This is a genomic window from Methylophilus rhizosphaerae (genome assembly GCF_900100975.1).
Lineage (GTDB): Bacteria > Pseudomonadota > Gammaproteobacteria > Burkholderiales > Methylophilaceae > Methylophilus > Methylophilus rhizosphaerae.
Genome location: NZ_FNFX01000002.1, coordinates 93,274 through 119,976, shown reverse-complemented (window position 1 = coordinate 119,976; position 26,703 = coordinate 93,274). Strand labels below are relative to the sequence as shown.

Below are 26,703 nucleotides of genomic sequence, written 5' to 3'. Positions count from 1 at the left end.
GTCTTGTTCTTTGCCTTCTTTCTTATGGACAAGCATAAGAAAGAAGGTCGCCGAGAGGCAAAAAGCAATCTAACCATTTGCTTACTTTCTTGTGAGTTTAGAATTACCTTCTTATCGCCGTTGCGCTAACTCCGTCTCTCTTTGTGTCTTCCCATATCCCGCCTGTACTTTCAGCGCCCGGCTGATATAAACATTGAGCATTTTCCTTGCCTCATTTACCAATTCTCCATCTGGAAAAATCTGCGGATACTGATATCCCAGCCAGCTATATAAACTCAAATGCTGGCAAATCAACTCAGCCTGTTCCAGGTATTGTGCCTGTTGGCCTTTCAGCCATTCCGGCAGCATTGGCAAAGGGCGTAGTTGGTGGTGATAAATGGCTTGTATGCACTGCACAAAGTAATCCCGTGCAATCGGCACTTGTATCGCCAGCGGCGCGCACATCAACCGGTATTTGTCACGCATGGCCATTTGTGGCGCTGTTTCATCAATCAGCAGTGCCTGCTGATGTTGCAAAGGCGTGATTTGCCACTGTAATGCTTGTGTCCCTAATTGCCGTTGATACTGTGTGTGTAAATATTCCATACACTCTGCCAGTCGCCAAGTCGGAATGCGCTGACTAAGTGCTTCAATATCATCACCATTCCCCGCGATAGGCAAGGCAAAGGGCGCTACTGTGTCATCGCAATTCAGCATTTCATTCAAATGCCACTGTTCGTCATCTTCCAGCACGGTGACAAAGCCTGTTTCATATAAACCATGCCGTCCGGCGCGTCCGGCAATTTGCCGCATTTCGGTGGCATTCAGGGGCCGCGGTGCCACGCCGTCAAATTTATGGATATTGGCAAAAATCACCCGACGGATGGGCAAGTTCAATCCCATGCCAATTGCATCCGTGGCGACTAGTATTTGTGCTTCGCCACTGGCAAAGCGCGAGGATTCACCTCGGCGTACCTCAGGTGATAAAGCGCCGTAGATAGTCGCTATCTGAAATCCCCATTGTCGGATACGCGCTGTCAGCGTGAGCACATCCTTGCGGCTAAACGCAATAATCGCATCACCTGCCTGTAATTGTTTCTGTAATTTGGCTGCATGGTAACGTTCGCCACAAATACTGGCATCTTCAATCACCAGCGGCGTCATGCGCTGCAAATAAGTGAGGGTATAAGGTTCATTCAGTGCGTCCAGTACGCGGGTACAACTTTCGGTCACGCTATTGGCACCACAGATAAATACCTGTTTGGCGGGTACGCCAACCAGCGCGGCTGTCCACGCGCTGCCACGGTCCGGGTCCATCAGCATCTGGATTTCATCAATCACGGCAACGTCTACCGCCAGGTCAGGCCTCAGCATTTCAATCGTAGAGGCGGTATGTTTTGCACCAGCTACCATCACGCGCTCTTCGCCTGTGACCAGGTTACACGGCACGCCCGCCTGCATTAACCGGTCACGTACTTCCATTGCCAGCAAGCGTAATGGCGCAAGATAAACACCAGATGCGGCTTTGCGTAGTGTTTCCAGTGCCTGGTAAGTTTTACCGGAATTGGTCGGGCCGACATAAAAATGATGCTGACGGTTAAGCTGGCGGGCAAGGGTGAAGCGGCACAAGTAGCTGTCGAAAGCGGAAAGAGGCATATCAGGCATTCTAGCAAAACAGATAAGGAAGCTCGAAATAACCGAACGAGCGGGGTAAAGTGCAGGGCGGACAGAATGCAGAAATTTGTCCGCATAGCCATTTATTTCCGAGTTTCCTTTAGAATGATGGGATGCAAATTAAACTTTTATCCGATCAACTGATCTCCCAAATTGCCGCCGGTGAAGTGGTGGAACGCCCGGCGTCTGCACTTAAGGAATTACTGGAAAACAGTGTCGATGCCGGCAGTACACAGATTCAGGTAGCGCTACAGCAAGGCGGCACCAAGTTATTGAAAGTCACCGATAACGGCCATGGTATTGCCAAAGACGAACTGGCACTGGCGCTGACCCGTCATGCCACCAGCAAGATCCAAAGCCTGGAAGACCTGGAACAGGTCGGTAGTCTGGGTTTTCGTGGCGAGGCATTGGCGAGTATCGCCTCCATTTCCCGTACCGTAATTACCAGTCGCCAGCAAGCCGCCAGCCATGCCTGGCAAATTTCTGCGGAGGGCGCACATGGTCAACCGGTCAGTCCGGCGGCGCTGGATGCCGGGACCATCGTCGAAGTGCATGATTTGTACTTCAATACCCCGGCGCGGCGCAAATTCCTCAAAACTGAGAATACCGAGTTCGGTCATTGTGAAGATGCCTTTACGCGCATTGCACTGTCACGATCTAACATTGGCTTTTTATTGCAGCATAACGGCAAAGCGGTGATGCGACTGGCGGCAAATACGCCACAGCAACGCATCACCGATGTACTGGGCAATGAGTTTGCCTCACAAAGCGTCTGGCTGGATGAAGAAAGTGCCGGTTTGCGTTTGTGGGGCATGACCGCATCACCCACCTATCAGCGCCATAGCCGCGATACGCAATACGTGTTTGTGAATGGCCGTTTTGTGCGCGACAAACTGATTGCGCATGCCATCAAACAAGCCTACCAGGATGTCTTACATGGCGATAAACATCCGGCATTTGTATTGTTTCTGGAACTTGATCCATCACTGGTTGACGTCAATGTACATCCGGCCAAAACCGAAGTGCGTTTCCGCGAATCTCAAGCGGTGCATCGTTTTATTTTCCATAGCCTGCATAAAGCCCTGGGCAAGACTTCTGCCGAAATTCAGGCCAGCCAGCCCGTACAGGCACCATTCAACCCGTTTACGCCCAGCTTTACCATGCCTCGTGAGCAGGTCGAAATGCCTTTGCAAAATCGCTCGGTATTCGACAACGGCTACCAGACCAACCAGATCAGCAATGGTACGGCGCTGGCACAGCAGTTTTATGGACAGCTGTATGGAGGCTTACAGCCTGCCGACACAGCCGCAAATATTGCAGGGGATTATATTGCCGAAAATTATTTAAATCCGTCCTCGATTTCTGAAGCGGTGCTGGCGCCTGAGCAGGCACCATTGCCACAAGAATATCCACTGGGTTTTGCATTAGGGCAGTTGCACGGTATTTACATCCTCGCCCAGAATGCACAAGGCATGGTCGTGGTCGATATGCACGCTGCGCATGAGCGCATCATGTATGAGCGCCTGAAAAATGCTTTAAGCGAACGAGCTATTGCTACACAACCTCTGCTGATCCCGATCAGCTTTCATGCCGAAAAAATTGAGGTTGCCACGCTGCAAAGCCTGAACGGCAGCGATACCCTGCAACAACTCGGTTTCGACCTGGCCACGTTATCCCCAACCACCATTGCCATTCGTGCCATCCCGACCATGCTGCAAGATGCAGATGCCGTCGCCTTGGCGCGCGCGGTACTGCGCGATTTAAATGAATACGGCGCCAGCCGCGTATTGCTTGAACGGCAAAATGAAATATTAGGCACCATGGCTTGCCATGCGGCAGTAAGAGCCAATCGGCAACTCACCATTACTGAAATGAATGCCTTACTGCGGGATATGGAAATCACCGAAAGAAGCGGGCAGTGCAACCACGGCAGACCAACCTGGTTTCAGGTGAGTTTGAATGATCTGGATAAGATGTTTATGCGGGGGCAATAAATTTAGCCTGTATAAAAACTAAATAAAAATAATAGATTATGGCTTATCCAATCGATAAAAAATTAGTGATTAGTGTTGCTTCCAGCGCCTTATTTGATTTAACAGAATCACATGAGGTTTATAAGACGCAAGGCGTAGAGGAATACCGGAGACATCAAGAAGAAAATCTTGATGTTCCATTTCCCAAAGGCGTGGCATTTCCCTTTATCCGCAGATTTCTGGCAATTAACGAGGCATTTCCTGAAGAGTTGCCAGTAGAAGTTGTGCTGCTATCCAGAAACTCACCAGAAACCGGGCTTAGAGTTTTCAGATCAATCAGGCATTACGGGCTGGACATCACCCGCGCCAGTTTTATGACCGGCAGGTCTCCGCATGAATATATTCCAGCGTTCAATACATCACTATTCTTGAGCGCTAATGAAGAAGATGTACAAAGTGCGATTGATTTAGATTATCCAGCAGGCGTGGTTCTGCCATCAAAAGTCTATGATGATGAAGCTGACACTGAGTTGAGAATAGCGTTTGACTTTGATGGTGTGATTGCCGATGACGAAGCTGAAACTGTATTCAAAAAGAATAATGACCTAGGCGAGCTTGAAGCGCATGAGGTCGAGAAGCAAGCTATCCCGCACCAAGCCGGGCCTTTGGCTGACCTGTTTAAAAAACTATCTTATATGCAACAGCTGGAAGATAAACTGCTGCAAGAAAATCCCGATTATAAAAAAATACTCCGCATCGCCATTGTTACAGCCCGCAATGCGCCATCACATGAACGAGTCGTCACGACGCTAAAAGAGTGGGGCGTTTCCGCCGATGAGTCATTTTTCCTGGGAGGGATGGAAAAAGCCAGAATTCTCTCGGTGTTAAAGCCGCATATGTTTTTTGATGATCAGCGTAGCCATTTGAAATCTTCTGCTGGAGATATTCCAATGGTACATATTCCATTTGGCGTTGCGAATAAGCAAATTAAGTAATACTAAGTGCTTACAGCGATTGCGATATAACCGCTGCGGGGTAATGTGTTTAAGAGAGAGTAGAGTTATTTTTAGATCAAATACTTATAATACAACGATGATGCGAAATCAGTTTTTACTATTTACAAGTTATACATCTATTTCGGTGTATATCTTACGTTAGTCATTAACTAGGATATTTATGAAATTTCTTAGTATATTGATTGCTCTTTTCTCTTTTATGCTTACTTACAATGCAAGTGCTGAGGAAAAGAGTTGTGCTGCCGAACTAGGCAAAAAACAATCTCAAATATTAGTTAATTGGTGTATCAACGTTAGTCCAGCCACTCATCCGCCATGTAATTCATTAAATGCCTGTAACTTAATTACCGATGAGATCAAACGAGGCTGTGAATTTCTAAAAAATGAAAAAAATCCGCCGTACTATTGCCTTCTGACATATCAAAATCAATCAAATTAATGTAAACCATGGCTAACGCATCCATCAAGTGGGACGCGCTAAAACGCGCCCCTCATATCAAACGTTAGAGCCTGTATGACACAAGAATTCAGAATTCGAAAACTTGCCAATAAATTTAGTGCGCAATATAGACCTTCAGAAAAAGTTGGCGTTGTTGCTCTAGATATAGTTGAAAGGTACAGAAAAAATCATGGCGGCATTTGGGTTGGTGGGGTTGTAGAGCTTACTGATAAAGGTGTATTTTTTAGTGCCAATGCGCTGAATAGAATGCTACATTCAGGCTCCATAAAAGCACAGGTCCCGATAAATAAAATCCGCTCGGTACGTCGAGAATTTGGATGGCTGACTGGCATTGTTGTTATTGAGCATGATGGTGGAGAGTTTAGATTTCGTTGTTTTGGAGCTAAGAATGTTGCTAAATGTTATTCTGCATATCTTGCTTCGCTCTAACCTATCATTGAAGCGGACGCGCTAAAGCGCGCCTCTTAATTCAAACGTTAGTCTGTAAACACACTAAAGGATGCTCTGAGTGAATTGGGCGCAATTCCAAAAAAACATTGGCATGCGATTTCAAATTGAGCCGCCGGCATGCAACCTGAACGAACTAGGACTTGTCATGCCAGATAGTTTTGACGACTGGCTCATTGAGTCGATTGGACCAGGAGAAGTAATAACGCTCCGCAATTTAGTCACTAACCACATAGCAGAATTGGGGAAGGATCATGTCTATGACTACCGAACCAATCCTTCTCGTTCAAAAGAGGGAGTTAAGTATGGGTTTCTTATGCTTAAGGTTCAAATATTCACGCAAGGTCCAAAACTGTGGTTGCGTCCAAACTCAAAGCCAGGCGAACGAGTTGCCCATTCAGATCGCCAACACCATTCACTCCAATGGACGCCCCGCCAAAAAATCGATGTAAGCTCTTATTTCCCACCAACAGCAAGCTTTATAAAATTGCAGTTCCGTTTATGGAGTGAGCTTCATGGTGCGCCCTTACTAATTCGAATTTCCTATTATCCAGAAGACGCTGCCATGCTTGAGTACTCAGGTCCTTCCGGAGTTATAGAAATTATGCTAACTCAAGGCCCAGAAATTTACGTCAGTTTTTCGCATCCAACGGTTAACTATCAACTAACAGCAATAGGCTGGACACACAATTTGTGAAAGGCGCACATCTTTTTGCACATCAGCCTAACTGGTCTTTCAACAGGGATGCCTATACTGCGTATGATTGCCTTTTAACTTAGCATTAGGTTAGACAAATGCCCATAACCCCTTTTCATTTCGGCCCAGGTGCAGCCATTCATGCGATTGCACCTAAGCGGGTAAGTTTCTTAGCTTTTTGTTCAGCCAATGTGTTGATTGATATTGAGCCGCTATATTACATGGTCACTGGGCAATATCCTTTACATCGGTTTTTTCATACTTACATCGGCGCAACCATCGTCATGGTTGTGACTACACTTATTTTCTTTGGCGCGTTAAATTTGGCTTCAAAAATCAAGTTGCCTAATTTATTTCAATGGCAAAACTTAAGCTCACTTTCTATCTGGCTGGGAGCCGGGATGGGCAGTTATTCTCACATTGTGTTCGATAGTGTGATGCATGCTGATATCGCTCCACTTTCACCCTTTAGCAATGCTAATTCGCTATATCGCTTCTTTTCGCTTGGGGAGTTACATCTCTTTTGCATACTGGCTGCTATATTCGGTGTGGTTGTAATTGCTATCCGTCGGCTTCTCAAGGCTGATAAATCCTAATCATTTTTGATTGGTTCAGCTATTCGCCACCATACTTAATTACATTGACGGCCGAGCACTACCCGCCGAAATTCTCTGTATAGATTGTGGTGACTGCCCATAAGCCCTTAGAAACGCCTGCCGCATACGTTCACGGTCACCAAATCCTGTTTCGCGGGCGATGATTTCAATTTGATGGTGGCCTGTTTCCATCATTAACCTTGCTGACTCTACACGTAGCCGTTCGACAGCTTTAGCCGGTGGCAAGCCTGTTTCTTCGGTAAACACACGGCTAAACTGGCGCGGGCTCAGGTTTGCGACTTCTGCCAAGGATTCAACGGATAAATCAGCTTTCAGATTTTCTTTGACATAGGAAAGCACCATTTGCACGCGATCAGATTTTGCGTCTAGCTCTAATAGCGTTGAAAACTGGGATTGGCCGCCGCCACGCCGCTGATGAATGACTAATTTACGGGCGATTTGCCTGGCTACATCCAGACCAAGGTCTTTTTCTACAATTGCTAATGCCAGATCAATGCCTGCGGTTAAGCCCGCCGAAGTCCAGATCTGACCATCAGTCACAAAAATCTTGTCTTCATCTAGTTGTACTTTTGGGTAGAACTTCCTGAATGCATTTGAATGCAGCCAGTGCGTGGTGGCGCGTTTGCCATCCAGTAATCCTGCTTCTGCCAGAATAAATGCGCCAGTACAAATGGCTGCGATTCTCCTGATATGTTTGGGTGATTCACGTAGATAGTTCAGCAGCTCAGGAGAGGGCAGTTTGCAATCATTATCGCCGCCTACAATCAGTGTGTCGTAAGTGGAGTCAGTGAGCCGTTCGGTATTGACCGAAAATGTTTGCGAAGTCATAACCGGGCCTCCATGTTCTGACACCAGGCGGAAATGGTAGGTTTTTTCAGGATGCATCAGGTTGGCATATTCAAAGACGGCTGAAACCGCTAGGCCTAGTGCTTGAAAGTTTGGAAAGACCAACAAACCTATCGTATGCATATATTTCCTTTATTCTTGAGTGGCATAAATTATTTTATAAGTATCAAATATGCCATTCATTCCACTCATGGTTAATAGCTAATGATTAATATGGTTAGCATAAAACAATGTCTAATTAAAAATAAAGTGAAAATTGCAGTAATGGCATAAAACATTGTATATATGTCATTGATGATATTTTGTCTCAAGATCAAAATGCGCTTCGTAATACAAACCAACACACATTTTTATCTGGAGAAATAACATGACATCTACGAATAAAGGCACTGCAGTAGTCACTGGCGCATCGACAGGCATTGGTGCGGTATATGCTGACCGTTTGGCAAAAAGAGGCTACGACTTGATTTTAGTGGCCAGAAATATTGATCGCCTGAATACGCTGGCTGAACGATTGACCAAAGAAACTGGTGTGAAGGTCACGAGCATAGGCGCTGATTTGAATGACAAGAAAGCGCTGGGCGAACTCGAGAAAATCCTGAAGGAACATAAAGACATCACTATGCTGGTAAATAATGCTGGTATTGGTTCTGTGGCTTCTATTCTGGATGCGGATGTGGATGAAATGACAGCAATGATTGATTTGAATATCACTGCGTTGACACGTTTGACTTATGCAATTGCGCCGGTATTTGCGGCAAAAGGTAGTGGCACAATTATCAATATTGCGTCTGTTGTTGGCATTGCGATTGAATTGCTCAACGGCGTTTACAGCGCTTCAAAATCTTATGTGCTCAGTTTTGGTCATTCTCTGCAAAAAGACCTGGCTGACAAAGGTGTGCGTATTCAAACCGTATTGCCTGGCGGCACTGCCACCGAGTTCTGGGATGTGGCTGGTTACGCAAAAGTGAAAGAAGCGCCAACCACAATGAGCGCAGAGGACTTGGTAGATGCTGCACTGGCTGGCCTGGATAATGGCGAACTGGTGACGATTCCACCATTGCAAGATAATCAGGATTGGGAACAATGGGAAACTGCACGCCGTGCATTGACTCCAAAGTTTGCCAATGCAAAACCTGGCAGCCGCTATGGTCTTGCTTCATAACATTTAGGAAAAGGTTGCTCTTATGTCTGAACTGAACACGATACAAACCCACGTTGCTTTGGGCGATCGCCAGCTTTACCGAATTGGTTTTGGCTCTATGCGTATTACTGGGGCAGGGGTGTGGGGGCAACCAAATGATCCGGCGCATTGTCTTGAATTGCTGCGTAGGCTGCCTGAGTTGGGCGTTAACTTTATCGATACCGCAGATAGTTATGGCCCGAATGTCAGCGAAGAGTTGATTCGTGACGCTTTGCATCTATACAAAGGGCTCACGATTGCAACCAAAGCTGGCTTAACCAGGCAAGGCCCGAATTTATGGGCACCAGTAGGTCGGCCGGAATATTTGCGTCAGTCATTGCTGATGAGTCTGCGTAGGTTAAATTTAGAGCAGATCGATTTATGGCAATTGCACAGAATTGACCCCAAAGTGCCAAGAGATGAGCAGTTCCAGGCGGTTGCAGAGTTTCAAAATGAAGGTCTGATAAAGCACATTGGCTTAAGTGAAGTGAACGTTGAAGATATTAAAGAGGCGCAAAAATACTTCAAGGTGGATACGGTGCAAAACCAATTCAATTTGCTCAATCGGCAATATGAGCAGGAATTGGATTATTGTACTGCCAATAACGTTATTTTTATTCCGTGGTACCCATTAGCCAAGAATGCACTGGCTGGTAAATTGGATACGTTAGGTTTGGCTGCACAGAAATATGAAGCTACACCTAACCAGATTGCCATTGCGTGGTTATTGAAACGCAGTCCAATGATATTGCCAATTCCGGGCACTAGCAAGGTTAAGCATTTTGAAGAAAATATGCAGGCGATGAATATTCATTTAGCTGATGAGGATTTTGAACTGCTGGCAAACGCCTATAAGGCGTTGGCTTAATAGGCTTAAGTTTTACATCGAGAAAGGACCAAGTAAACTCAGGCGGCTTGGTCTTTTTTCATTAAATCATCACCTTTTAATCATCACATTTCTGGTATTTTCTTTTGTTAAGAAAAACTAAAAGCAGGACTGACGATGAAACCCTTAAAAGCAACTCTACTGCTATTAAGTTAGGTAACGGTGCCGGCTTAAGCATCTCAAACCCTTCACCAAGCTGTAGTGTTTCGAATAGGGTCCAAAATGGCGAGGTGTCTTTAATCGACGGCATCAGCAACAATGGAGACACTATTCAGGTAATATCGTTTGGAGGCATTGTCGTCTGTGGCTCTGTTATACAGGAGCCTCGTATTTCTCTTTCAGCATCAGCAGTACTTGAAGCTGAGAGTTACTCAATGATGTTGGCCGGTTTTGGATTGATTTTCGTAATCATTCGTTGCCGTTTTATTTGAATAGAAAAAGCTCCGTTAGAATCGGGGCTTTTTGTTACGGCAAAAACTAGGCTGCAAGTAATAGGAATACTGTCGGTTTCTTATGGACATCCGGCAAAGGTGATTTCTTCCACTCAGCTGCAGTTTTTGTCACAATCAATTCATTCTGTGCTGTGATATTGCAGGCTACACACAACTTGGTTTGCGGCTGCAGGTTGGCAACCAGGTCTTCCAGCATATGCTGGTTGCGGTAGGGCGTTTCGATAAACAGTTGTGTGGCCTGCTGTTTCCTCGAGTCAAACTCAATGCCTTTGATGGTTTTGATGCGTTCGGCTTTATCGCTGGGCAAGTAACCCAGAAACGTAAAACGTTGACCATTGAGGCCGCTGGCCATTAACCCCAATAGCAAACTGCTGGGGCCGATTAAAGGGGCTACGCGTATGCCTTTGTGGTGCGCGACGGCGGCTAATGCAGCGCCCGGATCGGCAATGCCTGGACAGCCAGCCTCGCTCATCAAGCCAATATCTGTGCCTTGTTGCAGTGGCTGCAATAAGGAGGGCAGGTCTTTTGGTGGTGTGTCTTTATTCAGCACACTAAAGGTTAATTCGCGAATAGGTACCGGATGACCGCTGGCCGAGAGGAACTGGCGAGCGGTTTTTTCGTTCTCGACAATAAAGTGGCGCAGGCTATGCATGCGTTCTACCACTTCGGCTGGAAGTACTTGTTGTGGAGTTGTGCCTTCAGCCAAGGGAACGGGGATGAAATATAAAATGCCAGCCATAGTGAACCAGGGAATTATGCAAAGCCGAATTATCCCATGCTATGCATCAAAAGACATGCTGCTTTTAATGCGTTTTTAATTCGACCCTAGCCTGAATGATCACCTGCCATGCCGCGTGCAAGGCCAGGCTCGCCATAATAGTGGCGACCAGTAAATCCGGCCATGCAGAGCCTGTCCCAAACACTCCTAAGGCCGCCAGGATAACGGCAACATTACCAATGGCATCGTTACGCGTACATAACCAGACACTGCGCATATTGCTGTCGCCGTCGCGGTAAGCGTATAGCAACCAGGTCACGCCGAGGTTTGCCAGTAATGCCAGCACGCCAATCATGCTCATGGTTTCCGGCGCTGGAATGACACCCGAAAGCAGGTGCGAGAGGGCGCTGCCCAATATCCACAGGCCAAAGATTGCCATGGAGATGGCTTTGACTAGTGAAGCTTTGGCTCGAATGGATAAATGCATGCCTAACACCCATAAACTCAAACCATAATTGGCGGCATCACCAAAAAAGTCCAGCGAGTCGGCCAACAATGAAACAGAGTTGGCGTGCAGGCCTGAGGCAATTTCTACTATGAACATGGCAAAATTCACCAGCAACGCAATCCATAAGGCGCGGCGGTAATTTTGTGGTTGCGGATGATTGGGTTGTGGGGCACTCGGTGGGCAACAATGTGCGCTCATGGCTATCCTTTCAATACAGTGACTTGTATCATAAACTCTGTAGTTACTACAGGGTCAAGCCATGGAAGAACACTATACGATAGGCGCGCTGAGCCGGGCAGCGGGCGTGAATGTGGAAACGATACGTTATTACGAAAAGATTGGTTTGCTGAAAACACCGTTACGGGCGAGCAACAGTTACCGCTATTATAATCATGCAGCCGTGCAACGCTTGCAGTTTATCCGTCGCGGTCGTGAGCTGGGTTTCGGTATAGCGGAGATTGCGACATTGCTGGAACTGGCCGATCACCCGGAACGACCGTGTTGCGAGGCGGACCAGTTAGCGCAAACGCATTTGCGGGATGTGGAACAGAAGATCAAGGATCTGCAGGCCATGCAACTGGTGTTACAACAGATTGTGACTTGCCAGAGTGATATTGCGGCGGATTGCAAGTTGATAGAGACGCTGGGCAGCCATTAAGCCAGTGTGAAATTGCCAGCGTTGCTGGAAAGCACAACGCTGACAACGTTTGTATTACATTCGACTATCAATATTTCACTTGCACACGGTATTTCAAGGTTACATCACTTTCGGCAGGGATATTGATCTTCCATGTGGCTTGATGCGCAGAAGTTTTCTCGTGCGGATGTGAGGCATTCAGAATCTTCCAGTCGCCGTTGATAGGCTCTTTGACCGTGACGCTCACTGCCTCTTTCTTGGCGTTATGCAGGGTAATGGCATAAGCGCTTTCATACAGCGCATTCTGCTTCTCTTTGGTCAGGTTTTTAAAGTCTGTCTGTACACGGTCGGCGGTGACATCGAATGCATTGCCAAGTTTTAAGCGTACGGTATCATTTTTGGCAGTGTGGTCGATCTGGTCTTCACCGACAAACTGTGCAGTGCCATCATTGTCCTTTTTGTAAACGCGCATAGTACCTTTAGGCAAAGGAATGCCCAGCTTGCTATTTTCTTTATTCTCAAACTCGACAAACACCTGCACTTTCTGTTTTTTCTCTGCGTCGCGGTATTGGCCCTGGTAATAATAGTCTGAGCCAGTGAGTACCAGTTCTTTACGGGCAGGAATATGCTGGGCAGAAAGCAATGCGACTTGCTTGGTTTGGTTGTCAGCAATGGTGGTGGCGCGTGGCAGGGTGTACAAATGATATTCCAGCAAACCTTGCTCGGTTGGCATAGGCGCGTCGGCGACCATGGCCTCAGAGCGCATCATCATGGTTTTGGGGCGGATGGCTTCGCGCACGCGGTTGACGTCGCCAGCCACCAGTTGCACCTTGGCATTCGGGTAGGAGGTGCCGCTGGTGTTGTTCAGGGTTACCCAGCCGGACAGGTCTATGCTGTCTTCCTTGCCACTGAGTTCGGCCACATAGTCTGCTTTCCAGTTCAGGCCACCGGTGAGGTAGCTTAGCTCCACGTCCGCTTGTTCTGCGCCTTTGTATTGCACTTGTGTAGTCAGGGTGGGTCTGTCCCTGAGCTGACCGGGCACATTGGGATAAGCGATACGGCCAGGTATTCCTGTTTCAATCCGGTTACCTAATTTGAGTACCACGCCATTTTGTGCTGAAAGCACAGTCGCGGTTTCTTCAGTTTCAGCGCCTGTGCTTGGGTTGGTCTTAATCACGCTGACTTGCTGGCCGACAAATTTCTCCAGTAAGGTTTGTGGGCTGAGTAAGTCAAAATCAAAATTCTGCTCCAGTACCTGCAAGCTGCTGTTTGGCAGCAAGCTACGCAATAAGGCTGTTTCAGGTTTGATCTGTGCACTGACATCCCTGAAAGAGAGCGCAGACAAGCCATTGCCGAGTTTTAGTTTACGGCTGTCTTTCACCAGGGCCAGGTCTTGGTTGTAAATGGTGACCGCGACGCCGGTCTGGTCTGATTGCGGGCTGGTAATCGCAGATTCCGCCTGGGCAAGTGAAACACTGCCCAGCGTGAAAAATAGCAGGGTACTGAGTCGCATGAATATCCTCTCGTTTTAGTGGTTAGTATGTATGCTTGAGACTTTGTAACGTAGTAGCCGTTCAAAAGTTAACACGCGCTGATGACTAGGTGCGCTGAAAAGATAATACGTCGATACCGGCTTGTTGCAGCATATGGGTTAGCGCGATCAGCGGCAAGCCAATCAGCGCATTGGGATCATCGCCGCGCATATATTCCAGCAACGCGATGCCCATGCCTTCAGATTTGGCGCTACCGGCGCAATCATAAGGTTGTTCCAGGCGTAAATAGGTTTCGATTTGCTGTGGCGTGAGTGTTTTGAACTTGACGTAATAGGGCACGATAGTGGATTGCATATGCCGGTTTGTGCTGTCATATAAACACAGGGCGCTGTGAAAAATGACTTCTTTGCCACTGAGCATGGTTAGCTGTTTTACTGCATTTTCATGATTACCGGGTTTGCCTATTTGCAAGCCATCCACAGTTGCAACCTGGTCGCAGCCGATAATCAAGGCATCAGGATGGCTCTCGGCCACTTTGCGTGCCTTGTTTTCAGCCAGGCGTAAAGAGGTTTGTTCTGGGCTTTCATTCGCTAACGGCGTTTCATCAATATCCGGCGAGCTGCAGGTGAAGGGCAGATGCAGTTTTTGCAGCACTTCACGGCGATAACGCGAGGATGATGCAAGAATGAGGGAACTTATAGATAAAGCCATAGGATAAAAAAATCCCCGAATAACGATTCGGGGATTTTAGCATTGCGACGTCTGACGCTGGAGGATTAATCCGGTTGAATCTCTATCAATGTCTCGTCTGGCGTGACGCTGTCACCCTTGGCAACATGAATCGCCACTACCGTACCTGCCTTGCTGGCCTGGATTTCGTTTTCCATTTTCATGGCTTCGATCACCAGCACGCCATCGCCTGCGTTGACCTTGTCACCGACATTGACTTTGACGGTCACGATAGTGCCCGGCATGGCGGTGGTTACGCAGCCTGGATGGGATGGACGGGGGCGGCCACTGGAAGCAACCGCTGCCGCTTTTTTCTTGCCACCGGTAGAGGTACCGCCATCACTGACTTCCATTTCGCTCAGGGTTTCAACAAACACTTCTTCGGAGATGCCATCTACCTTCACATAGTAAGGACGACGCTCCTCACCTACATGGCCGCTACCAGTCAATTTGATATGGTAGGTTTCACCGTGCAGGGTGATATTGAATTCATTCGGTGCGAAGCGTGCAGCCGCCTGTTGGGAGACTGCTTCCTTGCTGAGCAACTGTTCCGGTTGCAGTGAGCCGGCATTCCGTTCCTGCAGGAAAGTTTTACCAATGTCCGGGAACATGGCATAAGTCAGCACATCCTGTTCGTTATTGGCAAAACGCTCGGCTTCGGATTGCAATTTGGCCATTTCCGGTTGCAGCAAGTCGGCTGGACGGCAAGTGATAGCCTGTGCATCGCCGATCGCCTTTTGACGTACCTCGGCATTGACGGCAGCGGGCGCCTTGCCGTATTGGCCCAGCAGGTAGTTCTTGACTTCATTGGTGATAGATTTGTAACGGCCACCGGTCAAAATGTTCAGTACTGCTTGTGTACCCACAATTTGGGAAGTCGGCGTCACCAGCGGCGGGAAGCCTAAATCCTCACGCACGCGCGGAATTTCCGCCAGCACTTCATCCATACGGTCGAGCGCACCTTGTTCTTTCAACTGGTTGGACAGGTTGGAAATCATGCCGCCCGGTACCTGGTTGACCAGCACGCGGGTATCCACACCAGTGAACTCGCTTTCAAACTGCCAGTATTTTTTGCGTACTTCTTTGAAGTAGGCTGTGATTTCCTGCAGTTTGCCTAAATCCAGGCCGGTGTCGTATTCTGTACCTTGTAATGCCGCAACCAGGCTTTCTGTGGTCGGATGGCTGGCACCTTCAGAGAAGGAGGAGTTGCAGGTGTCGATAATATCCACACCGTTTTCCACGCTCTTCAGCATCACCATGCTGGCTAGGCCAGAAGTGGCATGGCTATGCATATGCACCGGCAGGCTGATGGCCGCTTTCAGTTCCCTGACCAACTCACCTGCCAAGGTTGGGGTCAGCAGGCCAGCCATGTCTTTCACGCCAATACTGTCACAGCCCAGGGCTTCCAGCTCTTTGGCCATATTGACGAAGTAAGCCACGTCATGCACCGGGCTGGTGGTGAAGGACAAGGTACCAATCGCATGTTTCTTCACTGACTTAACGGCTTCAATCGCAGTTTGCAAGTTGCGGATGTCGTTCATCGCATCAAAAATACGGAACACATCCACACCGGTATCCGCAGCCTGTTTCACAAAAGCGTGCACCACGTCGTCAGAGTAGTGGCGGTAGCCCAATAGATTCTGGCCACGCAGCAGCATATTGATGCGTGTATTAGGCAATGCCTTGCGTAAACTGCGCAGGCGCTCCCATGGATCCTCTTTCAGAAAGCGCACGCAGGCATCAAAAGTGGCGCCGCCCCAGGCTTCAAGAGACCAGAAACCAATCTCGTCCAGTTTGCTGGCAATCGGCAGCATATCTTCGGTACGCATGCGCGTCGCGATCAGGGATTGGTGACCATCTCTTAAAACGAGTTCGGTGACATGTATTTTGCTCATAGTCTTGTCGATCTAAATAAATATCTGCAATGCGGGTTAATCAAATGCCTTCGTGGGCAGCAATGGCGGCGGCAATGGCAGCCGCAATGACTTCTTTCGGTAAGCCAGTGTCATACTCAATCAGCTCGGGATGTTGTTCCACAAAACTGGTGTTGAAATCAGCTGCACGGAAATCCGGGTGCAGCATGATCTGCTGGTAGTACGGGATCGTGGTTTTGACGCCATAAACGATCATGTCATTCAGGGCGCGGCGGCCACGCTCGATCACGCCTTCCCAGTCTAATGCCCAAACAGTCAGTTTGGCGCACATGGAATCATAGTAGGGCGGAATCACATAACCGCTATAGATCGCAGCATCCATACGCACGCCAGGGCCGCCAGGGGCATAGTAGCGCGTGATTTTACCAAAGCTCGGCAGGAAATCTTTTTGCGGGTCCTCGGCATTGATACGGTACTCCATGGCGTAGCCACGGAAAGCAATTTCACTTTGTTTGTACTGCAACGGCAATCCGAATGCCACACGAATCTGTTGCTGGACGATATCGACACCGGTAATGGTTTCAGTCACGGTATGCTCCACCTGCAAGCGGGTGTTCATTTCCATAAAATAGAAATTGTTGTCGGAGTCGAGCAGGAATTCCACGGTACCGGCATTTTCATAACCGACCGCTTTGGCTGCTTTCACTCCCAGGCCGCCGATGTAATCACGCTGGGCCGGGGATAATTGTGGTGACGGGGCAATTTCAATCAGCTTCTGGTTGCGGCGCTGGATGGAGCAGTCACGCTCAAACAGGTGAATCACATTGCCATGCGCATCGGCCAGTACCTGTACTTCAATATGCCGGGGATGGACCACGCATTTTTCCAGGAATACTTCCGGTTTGCCGAATGCCTTACTGGCTTCGGAAATCACGCGGTCATAGTTACTGAGCAATTCTTTTTCGTTGTCGCAACGGCGGATACCGCGCCCACCACCACCATTGGTGGCTTTAAGCATCACCGGATAGCCGATTTTTTTAGCCAGAACGACAGCGGCATCCACGGATTTCAGGTTGCCGTCACTGCCAGGCACGCAAGGGATACCCGCCGCAATCATGGCATTACGTGCCTGAATTTTGTCACCCATCTGGCGAATGACGTGCGCTTCCGGGCCGATAAACTTGATACCACGGCGTGCGCAGACTTCTGCCAGCTCCGGGTTTTCAGACAGGAACCCGTAGCCAGGATGTAACGCGTCGCAACCGGCGGCAACCGCAATATTCACAATATTATGTGCATTCAGGTAGCCTGCAACAGGGTCGGCACCTATGTTATAAGCTTCGTCGGCTTTTTTGACATGCAGGGCATGACGATCGGCGTCAGAATAGATGGCCACTGATTTGATGCCCATTTCTGAACAGGCGCGCACAATGCGTACCGCAATTTCACCGCGATTCGCGACTAAAATTTTCTTAAACACACATTACCCTTAAAGCAAGAAAAAAGGACAGAGTTTTTGCAAAGCCAAGTGTCTGTATTTACAACGTTTGGGCTGGCTTGATACCATCATGATCTTCCGGGAAGTTGATCGGCCATACAAACCGGCACCATGTATGCGCTCTCGAAAAGCGCACCGCGTGATGCGCCGGTATTATAACAAAAAACCAGGGGCTTAGACAGTCGGCAATAAATGACCGGGCGAGCTTTCCGCGATTGATGCACTGGCCTGCACGCGGTTTTCTATAGTAAATGATTGATATGCAAAAGGAGATTTTTTTGTCGAATGCGCGATTCCTGGAGTTGGCCAGGCAACAAAAGAAGAGTGAAGGTGTGCTGGGGCTGGCGGCATTACCGCGGCTGGAAGAGGCTTTGCGCGAATTGGGGGTGAGTAATGAGCGGATTCTAGCTGAGGTATCGGTCGCCTATGGTTTGCAAGGGCTACCTGCGCGCTATTTTGGCGAGGTACAACTGCCTATGCTGTCATTGACGGTGCATACCAGCTTGCCACTGGTGTGCCAACGCTGTTTTACGCCCATGCCGCAAGCAGTGGATGCCAGGTTTGAATATGCGATTTGTGATGAGCCACCCGAAGCCTTGCTGGAAGATGATGAGATTGACTGGCTGGAGCCGGGCGAGTTTTCGCTGGAATCCCTGGTGGAAGATGAATTGCTGATGGCATTGCCTATTTCTGTCATGCATGAAGAAGCGTGCGGGGAGTTGCAAAAAACGGCAGGCGAAAAGCCTAACCCTTTTGCGGTACTTAAAAACCTCAAGCTCGCTGATAAGTAGTAAGTACAATGGTGAAAGCAAAAAAACAAATCAAAAGCGGCGGTTGCAGGATTTATTTGCAGTTGTCTCTGGAATATTTTATAATGCTGGATTAGTAGCAATTCTGATTTTCTAAACTGCCCTTTATAAATTGCGGCGGTTAATTTTGGAGTAATTTAAAATGGCAGTTCAACAAAACAAAAAGACACCGTCCAAGCGCGGTATGCATCGTTCACACGATTTCCTGACTAATCCGCCTCTGGCTATTGAGCCAACGACAGGTGAGGTGCATTTGCGTCATCACGTCAGCCCTAACGGTTTCTACCGTGGCCGCAAAGTGATGCCTGCAAAGGGCGAGTAATCGCTGGTCAGTAGCATTAACGCTTCAAGGCGCCGCGCACAAAATGCGCGGCGTTTGTGTATCTGGTGCAAGCCTGCGTTTTTTCCGGCCCTGTGTCGAGATGACAGAGACAGAGTGCGTGTAAGTAAACATGGAAAATAACATGATGACAACTCAACAGGGGCAATCTCAGGAAGTGGTGATTGCCATTGATGCCATGGGGGGAGATCACGGTCCACATGTGACTGTGCCTGCGGCAGTTCGTATTCTGAACGAAAACCCTAATCTCAATATTATTCTGGTCGGTTTGCAAGACGCTATCGAGGCGGAGCTGAAGACCTTGCATGCTTCGCCCAGCCCGCGCTTGCGCGTGCATCATGCCACGGAAGTCGTGTTGATGGACGAGTCTCCACAAAGTGCGATGAAGAATAAAAAAGATTCTTCCATGCGTGTGGCTATCAATATGGTGAAAACCGGTGAAGCGCAGGCATGTGTCAGTGCCGGTAATACGGGTGCCCTGATGGCAACCGCACGCTTTGTACTCAAGACCTTGCCGGGTATTGATAGACCGGCGATTGCCTCCACCTTGCCTTCTGAAAAAGGCAGTACCTTCATGCTGGATTTGGGAGCGAATGCCGATTGTACGGCGGAGCACCTGTACCAGTTTGCCATTATGGGCGCCATGGTGGTCAGTTGCGTCAGCAACAAGCCTAATCCTACCGTGGGCTTGCTGAATATCGGTTCGGAAGACATCAAAGGCAATGAGGTTGCCAAGCAGGCTGCCGAGCTGTTGCGCGGCAGTCATTTGAATTTTTATGGCAATGTTGAAGGTGACGATATTTTCAAGGGAACGACCGATGTGGTGGTCTGTGATGGCTTTGTCGGGAATGTTGCCTTGAAAACCACAGAGGGTCTGGCCCATATGATGGGCAAGTTCCTGACCCAGGAATTCAAGCGCAACTGGCTGACCAAACTGATGGCGCTGGGCGCGTTTCCCGTTTTGAAAGCGTTCAAAAAGCGCCTGGATCCACGCCGCTACAACGGTGCCAGCTTCCTGGGCTTGCGCGGTATTGTGGTAAAAAGTCATGGCGGCGCTGACAGTGTCGGCTTTTACCATGCGATTCATGTCGCGATGGAAGAAGCGCAAAGCGGTATTCTGAAGCGCATCCAATCCCAACTCGAAATCGAGCATTTAACAACGGCTGAACAGCCTTAACACCACGCTGACACATTAGTTTTAGGCGTTTTTACCCATTTAAGGCATAATCGCAACCATGATTTACGCACGTATTGCAGGGACGGGCAGCTACCTGCCACCCCATATATTGACCAATGCCGATCTGGAAAAAATGGTCGATACCACCGATGAGTGGATATTCACACGCACCGGGATAAAACAGCGCCATCGTGTCACGGATGAACTGACCAGTGACCTGGCTACCCAGGCTGCGCTCAATGCGATTGAGGCCGCCGCTATCCAGCCACAGGACATTGACCTGATTATTGTCGCTACCACTACTCCGGATAAAGTTTTCCCAAGTGTGGCGACCATGGTGCAGCGTAAACTCGGTATTTCCGGCTGCCCGGCTTTTGATGTGCAGGCGGTATGTAGCGGTTTTATTTATGCATTGGCCACGGCCAACCATTTCATACAGTCGGGGCAATACAAGAACGCGCTGGTGATTGGTGCCGAGACGTTCACCCGCCTCTGTGATTATACTGACCGCAGCAACTGTATCCTGTGGGGAGATGGTGCCGGCGCGGTCATCCTGCAGGCCAGCGACCAGCCTGGCATCCTGTCTACCCATATTCATGCCGATGGCAAATACGAAACCCATCTGCATGTACCACGCAGCCCTGATGGCTCCAGCAAAGTGATCATGGAAGGGAATGCTGTGTTCAAGATTGCTGTCAACACGCTGGACCAGATTGTGGATGAAACACTGGCCGCCAATGGCATGCAAAAATCAGATATTGACTGGCTGGTTCCGCATCAGGCAAATATCCGCATTCTGCAGGCCACCGCCAGAAAACTGGAAATGTCCATGGATAAAGTAGTGGTAACCGTGGATAAACATGGCAACACTTCGGCAGCTTCCATTCCTCTGGCGCTGGATACTGCGGTGCGTGATGGCCGTATTCAACGCGGCCAAACCCTGTTGATGGAAGCCTTTGGTGGCGGATTTACCTGGGGCTCTGCGCTGGTCAAGTTTTAGGCGGCAGGCAGCCCCCATATGTTCGGCGCATCACTTCCACCCTCTGTCTAACATTGATTTCATTACTATTTAATTATCTATGTCTAAATTTGCTTTTTTCTTTCCAGGCCAGGGCTCACAGTCTGTGGGCATGATGCAGGGGCTTGAGTCCCAGGCCGTTGTGAAACAAACCTTTGAAGAGGCTTCTACCGTATTAAGTGTGGATTTCTGGAAAATGGCGACAGAAGCCAATGATGAAATCAACCTGACCCAGCATACGCAACCGATTATGCTGACGGCAGGCATTGCGACCTGGCGTGTATATCAGGCCATGGATGGGCAATTACCTGCCGCAATGGCGGGCCATAGCCTGGGAGAATACACGGCACTGGTTGCGGCGGGTGCGATCAGCTTTGCCGATGCGCTGCCTTTGGTGAAGTTCCGGGCAGAAGTCATGCAGCAGGCCGTGCCCGAAGGGCAGGGGGCCATGGCGGCCATTTTAGGCTTGGATGACGATACCGTGCGTGCCGTCTGTCATGAAGCGGCGCAAGGCCAGGTGATACAGGCCGTAAACTTTAATTCGCCAGGCCAGGTGGTGATTGCCGGCGAAAAAGCAGCGATTGAGCGTGGCATGGAGCTGGCCAAAGCCAGAGGTGCGAAACGCGCATTACCCTTGCCTGTCAGCGTGCCATCACATTGTGACTTGATGAAACCTGCCGCAGAAAAATTACGCGATTACCTGCAAAACGTGACAGTGCAAGCGCCAGTGGTGCCTGTGTTGCATAATGCAGATGTTGCCGCTTATAGCGATGCAGCACACATCAAGGATGCTCTGGTACGCCAGCTTTATAGCCCGGTGCGCTGGGTGGAAACCGTACAGCAACTAGCTTCACAGCAGATACTGAACAGTGCAGAGTGTGGTCCTGGTAAAGTATTGGCAGGCCTGGCCAAGCGTATCGTGGCTGACATGGCTTGCGTGGCACTCATAAGTGAAGAATCCATACAAACTTTTGTGAACCAATAATAAAAGTGAAGTGTGAAGGAGAAGAAATATGTTGAATCAACAAGTAGCGCTAGTGACCGGTGCCAGCCGTGGTATCGGTGCAGCCATCGCGCAGGAGTTAGGTAAACAGGGTGCAACCGTGATTGGTACCGCGACTTCAGCCAGTGGTGCAGATGCGATTACCACCGCGCTGAAGGCCGCCGGCGTGAATGGCACTGGCATGGCACTGGATGTGACACAACCTGAACAGATCGAAGCCGTCCTGAAGCAAATTGCCGAACAATATGGCGAGGTGAGCATTCTGGTTAATAATGCCGGTATTACGAAAGATACCTTGTTGATGCGCATGAAGGACGAGGACTGGGATGCCGTATTGAATACCAACCTGAAATCCGTATTCCGCATGAGCCAGGCGGTACTGCGCCCGATGATGAAAGCGCGTACAGGCCGGATTATCAATATTTCCAGCGTGGTTGGCCATATGGGGAATGCCGGGCAGACCAATTATGCCGCTGCCAAAGCGGGTATGACCGGTTTTACCAAATCCATGGCGCAGGAAGTTGGCAGCCGCGGCATCACCGTGAACTGTGTGGCGCCAGGTTTTATTGAAACCGATATGACGGCTGAATTGCCGGAAGACATTAAAACCAAAATGCTGGAGCGCATTGCGGTCGGCCGTTTGGGGCAGGTTTACGAAATTGCGGCGACAGTGGCTTTTCTGGCATCGCCAGCGGCGGCGTATATTACCGGCGAGACGATTCACGTCAATGGCGGGATGTACTGCGCCTAAACTGATAGGACAATATTATTTGTCATATCATTTTGAGCAATTGTTTTTTGTATTCTGAACAACATTTGTTAGAATACCGGTTTACTGAACATGACACTTTATCAATAAGGGGTATTTTAGATGTCCGACATCGAACAACGCGTAAAGAAAATCGTTTGTGAACAACTGGGTGCAAACGAAGCTGACGTTAAAAACACATCATCCTTCGTGGATGATCTGGGTGCAGATTCTCTGGACACTGTAGAGTTGGTAATGGCTTTGGAAGAAGAATTCGATTGCGAAATTCCTGACGAAGAAGCTGAAAAAATCACAACCGTTCAGCAAGCGATTGACTACGTCAACGCTAATCTCAAGTAATTCATTGACTCAATTCTTTTTAATCAGCCCTCGAAAGAGGGCTGATTTTCTATTATGACGAAACGCAGAGTAGTAGTAACTGGCTTGGGCGTGGTGTCTCCAGTAGGGATTGGTAGCCAGAACGCCTGGAACAATCTGATCGCTGGTCAATCAGGCATTACCCGTATTACCAAATTTGATCCCGCCCCGTTTGCTTCGCAAATTGCCGGTGAAGTCAAAGGCTTCAATGCTGAAGACTTTATTCCGGCAAAAGATGCGCGCCGCATGGATACGTTTATCCAGTATGGCCTGGCAGCCGGGATTGAGGCTTTCCGTGATTCCGGCCTGGAGGTGACCGAGGCCAATGCCGAACGCATTGGTGTGACCATCGGCTCCGGTATCGGTGGCCTGGGGACAATCGAGGCAACCAACGATAGCTACGATGAAGGTGGCCCTCGCAAGATTTCACCGTTTTTTATTCCTGGCACCATCATCAACATGATTTCTGGCAACCTGTCCATCATGCTGGGCCTGAAAGGGCCGAATATTGCCGTGGTGACTGCCTGTACCACTGGTACGCACAGCATAGGCGAAGCCGCGCGCATGATTGAATACGGCGATGCTGATGTCATGATTGCCGGTGGCGCAGAAGCCGCCATTACCGAATTAAGCGTCGGCGGTTTTTCTTCTGCGCGCGCCTTGTCCAGCCGTAATGACGATCCTGCGACGGCCAGCCGCCCCTGGGACAAGGACCGCGATGGCTTTGTGATCGGCGAAGGTGCGGGCGTACTGGTGCTGGAGGAATATGAGCATGCCAAAGCACGTGGTGCACGTATTTATGCGGAAGTCTCCGGTTACGGTTTAAGTGCCGATGCTTACCACATGACTGCACCGAATATGGATGGTCCGCGCCGTTCCATGGTCAATGCCTTGAAAAATGCAGGTGTAAACCCTGACCAGGTGCAATTCATGAATGCGCATGGTACTTCAACGCCATTAGGTGATACTAACGAAACCAACGCCATTAAAGCGACATTTGGTGATCATGCCTATAAGTTGGTCGTGAACTCTACCAAGTCCATGACCGGCCACTTGCTGGGTGGCGCGGGTGGCCTGGAATCGGTGTTTACGGTATTGTCTATTTATCATCAGGTTTCCCCACCGACGATTAACATCTTCAATCAGGATCCTGACTGTGACCTGGATTACTGTGCCAATACCGCACGTGATTTGAATATTGAGTATGCCTTGAAAAACAACTTCGGGTTTGGTGGTACCAACGGTAGTTTGCTGTTCAAACGCGTGTAAGCTTCCCGTTTTTAATGATGCAACAAAAAAGCCAGCTTAGCTGGCTTTTTTGTTTTCATGATTGATGCAGGATTATTTCAGGTACTGAAAGAAACTCATGTTCTTCAAGAATGGCAGGTGCTTAAAGAGCCTCAGCAAAGGCGTCAACCTCTCTTCTGCAATATGCGTATAAATAGATAATAACGGCGTATACATGGCGCTGGCATAAGCGACCATGGCGATTCCCAGGCCACCAACGAGGTCATCCGTAAACCAGTGGGCACCCGCCGTCAGGCGCGGGAGCGACAGTAAAATCGCCAGCCCCCAGGCCAGGCAGGGTTTATAGCCAGAGGTAAAGCGCGTGACAAACATGGCCCAGATCAGTAACACCGATGTATGGTCACCGGGAAAACTAACCGGTGAAGCATCTTTCATGAAATATTTTTGCCGCCAGTCAGGAAATAATTCGCTCAGCCTGACAGCATCCGGCAGGGTTAGGCTAGGACTGGCACGTGACCAGGAAAAGTCGGTGGATAGAATATGGACAAGCGCAATACGCAAAAGCAGCATCCATAACAGCAGGCATACAAAGCCGATCAGTGTAGTTTTTACCTCTTCAGCTTTGACTGTCCAGTTGGTACGTAATAGCAATGAAAATAAGAGCAGGCCAGAAACCAGGTCGATTGGCCGCATGTTTAATACAGCCCATCCCTTGGCTAAAAACAGATGACCGGCCATGGGATGGTTGAGCAGGGAAAATACGCCTATATCCACTCTGTCCCATATGGCACGGCTGGGTGACCACAACCAGCTCAGGCCGAGGATGATGACCAGTAACAGCATTTTTAATAATGCAGCAGGCTGTAAACGGGTATTGAATAATGAATTCTTCATACCCGGATTTTAACAATGGATTTATCAGCAGTTCTGTATTAGCAGCAGGCCATGATGCGAATATTGTGAAGTAAGTGTGACAAATACAACAGTTTTAATGCAGGGAGGGAGTGCGGAAGCGGCTGCCAATCTAGCTTGATTGACAGCCTTTGTACTACGAGGGGAAGTTACAGCACAGCCAGGGCTGCTGCGTAATTTGGTTCATTTGCAATTTCGCTGACCAGCTCGCTGTGCAGCACTTTGTTGTTTTCATCCAGAACTACCACGGCGCGGGCGGTTAATCCTGCCAGGCTGCTGTCAGTAATGAATACGCCGTAGTCGTTGGCAAATTTGGCAGTATCACGGAAAGTGGATAAGGTCACCACGTTTTCCAGACCTTCAGCGCCGCAGAAACGGCTTTGCGCAAATGGCAGGTCGGCAGAAATACACAGCACTACCGTGTTGCTGATATTGCCGGCTTCCTTATTGAAGGTACGTACGGAGGTGGCGCATGTCGGTGTGTCGATACTCGGGAAAATATTCAGCACTTTGCGCTTGCCGGCATAGGCATCCAGGCCCACCAGGTTGCGCTTGGCATCTGCCAGTTGGAACGCAGGCGCAGTGTCACCTGCAGCCAGAAATTTTCCGCCAACAGCGACGGGGTTACCTTTAAGCGTTACGCTTGCCATAGAGTTCTCCAATATAACGGGTTCAAATGAATTCAAGTAGCTACTTTAGCGTGTCACAGGATACCAATCAACCTTATAAGTAATAAGGATATCAGCGCGACAAGGCTTTCAGTGCCGCTTCATAATCCGGCTCTCTGGTGAGGTCTGCCACCAGTTCGACGTGCAGTACGTGGTCATGTTCATCCGCAACCATAAGTGCTCGTGCCGGCAAGCCGGCCAGTTTGCTCGACATGATCAGTACGCCATAATGCTTGAACATATCACGTCCACGCATGCCGGAGAGGTTAATTCCGTGCACCAGGTTTTCCATGGCGCAGAAACGGGTCATGGTAAAGGGGAGGTCTGCGGAAATATTCAGGATAACGGTATTGCTGAGTGTTTGCCCCAGTATATCCAATGTGCGCACGCTATTGGCGCTGACTGGCGTATCTATGCCGGGAAAAAAGTGCAGAATCTTGCGCTTGCCCTGAAAAGACTCCAGCGTGACATCCTCAAGCAAATGATTCACCAGTTGAAAAAAGGGCAGGGTATCACCGACGCCTGGTAAATTGTCTTCAACAAGGATAGGTTCATCCAGCAGCGAAATCGCGTTAGGCATAATTACATGGGCTTAAACAACAAAGTGCCTAACATCATAGTGCATATCGGTCAGGGGATTAAGTACATTTTGCAAATGTTAAGATGCGCGCTGGAGACTCTATTGAACCGGCGTTTGCCGTCTGTCAATCAGATT

The 26,703-nt window shown here is 49.0% G+C and carries 28 protein-coding genes; 17 read left to right on the top strand and 11 right to left on the bottom strand.

Annotated features, from left to right (window positions below):
- Positions 1-111: 111 nt before the first annotated feature.
- Complete coding sequence (locus BLP53_RS04355) at positions 112-1,635, bottom strand: helicase-related protein (protein ID WP_091470698.1); 1,524 nt, start codon at positions 1,633-1,635, stop codon at positions 112-114.
- 131 nt (positions 1,636-1,766) lie between these two features.
- On the opposite strand from BLP53_RS04355, the gene mutL reads away from it, so the two are divergent.
- The 6 genes from mutL to BLP53_RS04330 all read left to right on the top strand — a co-directional run bounded on the left by mutL (position 1,767) and on the right by BLP53_RS04330 (position 6,842).
- Positions 1,767-3,647 (top strand): DNA mismatch repair endonuclease MutL, encoded by a 1,881-nt coding sequence (mutL, locus tag BLP53_RS04350; RefSeq protein WP_091470695.1) that lies wholly within the window; start codon positions 1,767-1,769, stop codon positions 3,645-3,647.
- Between the two features lie 38 nt (positions 3,648-3,685).
- Positions 3,686-4,621, top strand: a complete 936-nt coding sequence (locus tag BLP53_RS04345) for a 5'-nucleotidase (protein WP_091470693.1) — start codon at positions 3,686-3,688, stop codon at positions 4,619-4,621.
- A 181-nt stretch (positions 4,622-4,802) separates the two neighbouring features.
- Positions 4,803-5,081: a hypothetical protein gene (locus tag BLP53_RS13620; protein WP_176755214.1), complete on the top strand. Its 279-nt coding sequence runs from the start codon at positions 4,803-4,805 to the stop codon at positions 5,079-5,081.
- A 75-nt stretch (positions 5,082-5,156) separates the two neighbouring features.
- Entirely contained in the window at positions 5,157-5,531 is a 375-nt protein-coding gene (locus tag BLP53_RS04340; protein WP_091470690.1) for a hypothetical protein, read from the top strand.
- A 79-nt stretch (positions 5,532-5,610) separates the two neighbouring features.
- Positions 5,611-6,246, top strand: a complete 636-nt coding sequence (locus BLP53_RS04335; RefSeq protein ID WP_091470689.1) for a hypothetical protein — start codon at positions 5,611-5,613, stop codon at positions 6,244-6,246.
- Positions 6,247-6,344: 98 nt separating this feature from the next.
- A complete protein-coding gene (locus BLP53_RS04330; RefSeq protein WP_091470686.1) occupies positions 6,345-6,842 on the top strand; it encodes a hypothetical protein in 498 nt (165 codons plus the stop codon).
- Between the two features lie 39 nt (positions 6,843-6,881).
- Here BLP53_RS04330 and BLP53_RS04325 read toward each other — a convergent pair whose 3' ends face one another.
- The gene (locus BLP53_RS04325) at positions 6,882-7,832 is read right to left on the bottom strand and encodes a GlxA family transcriptional regulator (protein ID WP_091470683.1); all 951 of its coding nucleotides are present in this window, start codon (positions 7,830-7,832) and stop codon (positions 6,882-6,884) included.
- A 244-nt stretch (positions 7,833-8,076) separates the two neighbouring features.
- On the opposite strand from BLP53_RS04325, the gene BLP53_RS04320 reads away from it, so the two are divergent.
- Both BLP53_RS04320 and BLP53_RS04315 read left to right on the top strand, forming a co-directional pair.
- The gene (locus BLP53_RS04320; protein WP_091470681.1) at positions 8,077-8,874 is read left to right on the top strand and encodes an SDR family NAD(P)-dependent oxidoreductase; all 798 of its coding nucleotides are present in this window, start codon (positions 8,077-8,079) and stop codon (positions 8,872-8,874) included.
- Positions 8,875-8,896: 22 nt separating this feature from the next.
- The gene (locus BLP53_RS04315) at positions 8,897-9,760 is read left to right on the top strand and encodes an aldo/keto reductase (protein WP_091470678.1); all 864 of its coding nucleotides are present in this window, start codon (positions 8,897-8,899) and stop codon (positions 9,758-9,760) included.
- A 495-nt stretch (positions 9,761-10,255) separates the two neighbouring features.
- Here the strand turns inward: BLP53_RS04315 and BLP53_RS04310 are convergent, their stop codons facing one another.
- Together BLP53_RS04310 and BLP53_RS04305 are read right to left on the bottom strand one after the other, a co-directional pair.
- The gene (locus BLP53_RS04310; RefSeq protein ID WP_091470676.1) at positions 10,256-10,969 is read right to left on the bottom strand and encodes an SAM-dependent methyltransferase; all 714 of its coding nucleotides are present in this window, start codon (positions 10,967-10,969) and stop codon (positions 10,256-10,258) included.
- A gap of 64 nt (positions 10,970-11,033) precedes the next feature.
- Positions 11,034-11,654 (bottom strand): cation efflux transmembrane domain-containing protein, encoded by a 621-nt coding sequence (locus BLP53_RS04305; protein ID WP_091470673.1) that lies wholly within the window; start codon positions 11,652-11,654, stop codon positions 11,034-11,036.
- Between the two features lie 61 nt (positions 11,655-11,715).
- Here BLP53_RS04305 and BLP53_RS04300 point away from each other — a divergent pair, with 61 nt between their 5' ends.
- Positions 11,716-12,114, top strand: a complete 399-nt coding sequence (locus BLP53_RS04300) for a MerR family transcriptional regulator (protein WP_091470670.1) — start codon at positions 11,716-11,718, stop codon at positions 12,112-12,114.
- A gap of 67 nt (positions 12,115-12,181) precedes the next feature.
- On the opposite strand, the gene BLP53_RS04295 is transcribed toward BLP53_RS04300, so the two are convergent.
- From BLP53_RS04295 to BLP53_RS04280, 4 genes are all read right to left on the bottom strand, one after another.
- Positions 12,182-13,606, bottom strand: a complete 1,425-nt coding sequence (locus BLP53_RS04295; RefSeq protein ID WP_091470668.1) for a DUF4139 domain-containing protein — start codon at positions 13,604-13,606, stop codon at positions 12,182-12,184.
- Positions 13,607-13,691: 85 nt separating this feature from the next.
- On the bottom strand, positions 13,692-14,297 hold the full coding sequence (locus tag BLP53_RS04290; RefSeq protein ID WP_091470665.1) for a Maf family nucleotide pyrophosphatase: 606 nt from the start codon (positions 14,295-14,297) through the stop codon (positions 13,692-13,694).
- Positions 14,298-14,362: 65 nt separating this feature from the next.
- The gene (oadA, locus tag BLP53_RS04285) at positions 14,363-16,210 is read right to left on the bottom strand and encodes a sodium-extruding oxaloacetate decarboxylase subunit alpha (RefSeq protein WP_091470663.1); all 1,848 of its coding nucleotides are present in this window, start codon (positions 16,208-16,210) and stop codon (positions 14,363-14,365) included.
- A gap of 40 nt (positions 16,211-16,250) precedes the next feature.
- The gene (locus tag BLP53_RS04280) at positions 16,251-17,669 is read right to left on the bottom strand and encodes an acetyl-CoA carboxylase biotin carboxylase subunit (RefSeq protein WP_091470660.1); all 1,419 of its coding nucleotides are present in this window, start codon (positions 17,667-17,669) and stop codon (positions 16,251-16,253) included.
- 296 nt (positions 17,670-17,965) lie between these two features.
- Between BLP53_RS04280 and BLP53_RS04275 the strand changes: the two genes are divergently transcribed.
- From BLP53_RS04275 to fabF, 8 genes are all read left to right on the top strand, one after another.
- Positions 17,966-18,478, top strand: a complete 513-nt coding sequence (locus tag BLP53_RS04275) for a YceD family protein (RefSeq protein WP_245652621.1) — start codon at positions 17,966-17,968, stop codon at positions 18,476-18,478.
- 160 nt (positions 18,479-18,638) lie between these two features.
- Positions 18,639-18,818 carry a 50S ribosomal protein L32 gene (gene rpmF, locus BLP53_RS04270; protein WP_018985326.1) on the top strand — a complete coding sequence of 60 codons (180 nt, stop codon included), beginning with the start codon at positions 18,639-18,641 and terminating at the stop codon, positions 18,816-18,818.
- Positions 18,819-18,960: 142 nt separating this feature from the next.
- A complete protein-coding gene (plsX, locus tag BLP53_RS04265; RefSeq protein WP_091470657.1) occupies positions 18,961-20,013 on the top strand; it encodes a phosphate acyltransferase PlsX in 1,053 nt (350 codons plus the stop codon).
- Positions 20,014-20,071: 58 nt separating this feature from the next.
- Positions 20,072-21,013: a beta-ketoacyl-ACP synthase III gene (locus tag BLP53_RS04260; RefSeq protein WP_091470655.1), complete on the top strand. Its 942-nt coding sequence runs from the start codon at positions 20,072-20,074 to the stop codon at positions 21,011-21,013.
- A 79-nt stretch (positions 21,014-21,092) separates the two neighbouring features.
- Positions 21,093-22,016, top strand: a complete 924-nt coding sequence (gene fabD / locus BLP53_RS04255; RefSeq protein ID WP_091470652.1) for an ACP S-malonyltransferase — start codon at positions 21,093-21,095, stop codon at positions 22,014-22,016.
- A 28-nt stretch (positions 22,017-22,044) separates the two neighbouring features.
- Entirely contained in the window at positions 22,045-22,785 is a 741-nt protein-coding gene (gene fabG / locus BLP53_RS04250; RefSeq protein ID WP_091470645.1) for a 3-oxoacyl-ACP reductase FabG, read from the top strand.
- 120 nt (positions 22,786-22,905) lie between these two features.
- The gene (gene acpP, locus BLP53_RS04245; protein WP_018985321.1) at positions 22,906-23,142 is read left to right on the top strand and encodes an acyl carrier protein; all 237 of its coding nucleotides are present in this window, start codon (positions 22,906-22,908) and stop codon (positions 23,140-23,142) included.
- Positions 23,143-23,196: 54 nt separating this feature from the next.
- Positions 23,197-24,429 carry a beta-ketoacyl-ACP synthase II gene (fabF, locus tag BLP53_RS04240; RefSeq protein WP_091470642.1) on the top strand — a complete coding sequence of 411 codons (1,233 nt, stop codon included), beginning with the start codon at positions 23,197-23,199 and terminating at the stop codon, positions 24,427-24,429.
- Between the two features lie 72 nt (positions 24,430-24,501).
- On the opposite strand, the gene BLP53_RS04235 is transcribed toward fabF, so the two are convergent.
- From BLP53_RS04235 to tpx (BLP53_RS04225), 3 genes are all read right to left on the bottom strand, one after another.
- On the bottom strand, positions 24,502-25,302 hold the full coding sequence (locus BLP53_RS04235; protein ID WP_091470640.1) for a phosphatase PAP2 family protein: 801 nt from the start codon (positions 25,300-25,302) through the stop codon (positions 24,502-24,504).
- A gap of 167 nt (positions 25,303-25,469) precedes the next feature.
- Positions 25,470-25,970, bottom strand: coding sequence for a thiol peroxidase (gene tpx, locus BLP53_RS04230; RefSeq protein WP_091470637.1), 501 nt, complete (start codon positions 25,968-25,970; stop codon positions 25,470-25,472).
- A 91-nt stretch (positions 25,971-26,061) separates the two neighbouring features.
- Positions 26,062-26,568, bottom strand: a complete 507-nt coding sequence (gene tpx, locus BLP53_RS04225; RefSeq protein ID WP_091470635.1) for a thiol peroxidase — start codon at positions 26,566-26,568, stop codon at positions 26,062-26,064.
- Between the last annotated feature and the right edge of the window lie 135 nt (positions 26,569-26,703).

Coding starts and splice junctions, on each gene's coding strand:
- BLP53_RS04235 (WP_091470640.1), bottom strand. CDS start 25,302: ATGAAGAATTCATTATTCAATACCCGTTTACAGCCTGCTGCATTATTA.
- BLP53_RS04330 (WP_091470686.1), top strand. CDS start 6,345: ATGCCCATAACCCCTTTTCATTTCGGCCCAGGTGCAGCCATTCATGCG.
- fabG (WP_091470645.1), top strand. CDS start 22,045: ATGTTGAATCAACAAGTAGCGCTAGTGACCGGTGCCAGCCGTGGTATC.
- BLP53_RS04320 (WP_091470681.1), top strand. CDS start 8,077: ATGACATCTACGAATAAAGGCACTGCAGTAGTCACTGGCGCATCGACA.
- BLP53_RS04340 (WP_091470690.1), top strand. CDS start 5,157: ATGACACAAGAATTCAGAATTCGAAAACTTGCCAATAAATTTAGTGCG.
- BLP53_RS04355 (WP_091470698.1), bottom strand. CDS start 1,635: ATGCCTCTTTCCGCTTTCGACAGCTACTTGTGCCGCTTCACCCTTGCC.
- fabD (WP_091470652.1), top strand. CDS start 21,093: ATGTCTAAATTTGCTTTTTTCTTTCCAGGCCAGGGCTCACAGTCTGTG.
- BLP53_RS13620 (WP_176755214.1), top strand. CDS start 4,803: ATGAAATTTCTTAGTATATTGATTGCTCTTTTCTCTTTTATGCTTACT.
- BLP53_RS04305 (WP_091470673.1), bottom strand. CDS start 11,654: ATGAGCGCACATTGTTGCCCACCGAGTGCCCCACAACCCAATCATCCG.
- tpx (WP_091470635.1), bottom strand. CDS start 26,568: ATGCCTAACGCGATTTCGCTGCTGGATGAACCTATCCTTGTTGAAGAC.
- BLP53_RS04325 (WP_091470683.1), bottom strand. CDS start 7,832: ATGCATACGATAGGTTTGTTGGTCTTTCCAAACTTTCAAGCACTAGGC.
- acpP (WP_018985321.1), top strand. CDS start 22,906: ATGTCCGACATCGAACAACGCGTAAAGAAAATCGTTTGTGAACAACTG.
- BLP53_RS04260 (WP_091470655.1), top strand. CDS start 20,072: ATGATTTACGCACGTATTGCAGGGACGGGCAGCTACCTGCCACCCCAT.
- fabF (WP_091470642.1), top strand. CDS start 23,197: ATGACGAAACGCAGAGTAGTAGTAACTGGCTTGGGCGTGGTGTCTCCA.
- BLP53_RS04290 (WP_091470665.1), bottom strand. CDS start 14,297: ATGGCTTTATCTATAAGTTCCCTCATTCTTGCATCATCCTCGCGTTAT.
- rpmF (WP_018985326.1), top strand. CDS start 18,639: ATGGCAGTTCAACAAAACAAAAAGACACCGTCCAAGCGCGGTATGCAT.
- mutL (WP_091470695.1), top strand. CDS start 1,767: ATGCAAATTAAACTTTTATCCGATCAACTGATCTCCCAAATTGCCGCC.
- BLP53_RS04315 (WP_091470678.1), top strand. CDS start 8,897: ATGTCTGAACTGAACACGATACAAACCCACGTTGCTTTGGGCGATCGC.
- oadA (WP_091470663.1), bottom strand. CDS start 16,210: ATGAGCAAAATACATGTCACCGAACTCGTTTTAAGAGATGGTCACCAA.
- BLP53_RS04310 (WP_091470676.1), bottom strand. CDS start 10,969: ATGGCTGGCATTTTATATTTCATCCCCGTTCCCTTGGCTGAAGGCACA.
- BLP53_RS04295 (WP_091470668.1), bottom strand. CDS start 13,606: ATGCGACTCAGTACCCTGCTATTTTTCACGCTGGGCAGTGTTTCACTT.
- tpx (WP_091470637.1), bottom strand. CDS start 25,970: ATGGCAAGCGTAACGCTTAAAGGTAACCCCGTCGCTGTTGGCGGAAAA.
- BLP53_RS04345 (WP_091470693.1), top strand. CDS start 3,686: ATGGCTTATCCAATCGATAAAAAATTAGTGATTAGTGTTGCTTCCAGC.
- plsX (WP_091470657.1), top strand. CDS start 18,961: ATGATGACAACTCAACAGGGGCAATCTCAGGAAGTGGTGATTGCCATT.
- BLP53_RS04300 (WP_091470670.1), top strand. CDS start 11,716: ATGGAAGAACACTATACGATAGGCGCGCTGAGCCGGGCAGCGGGCGTG.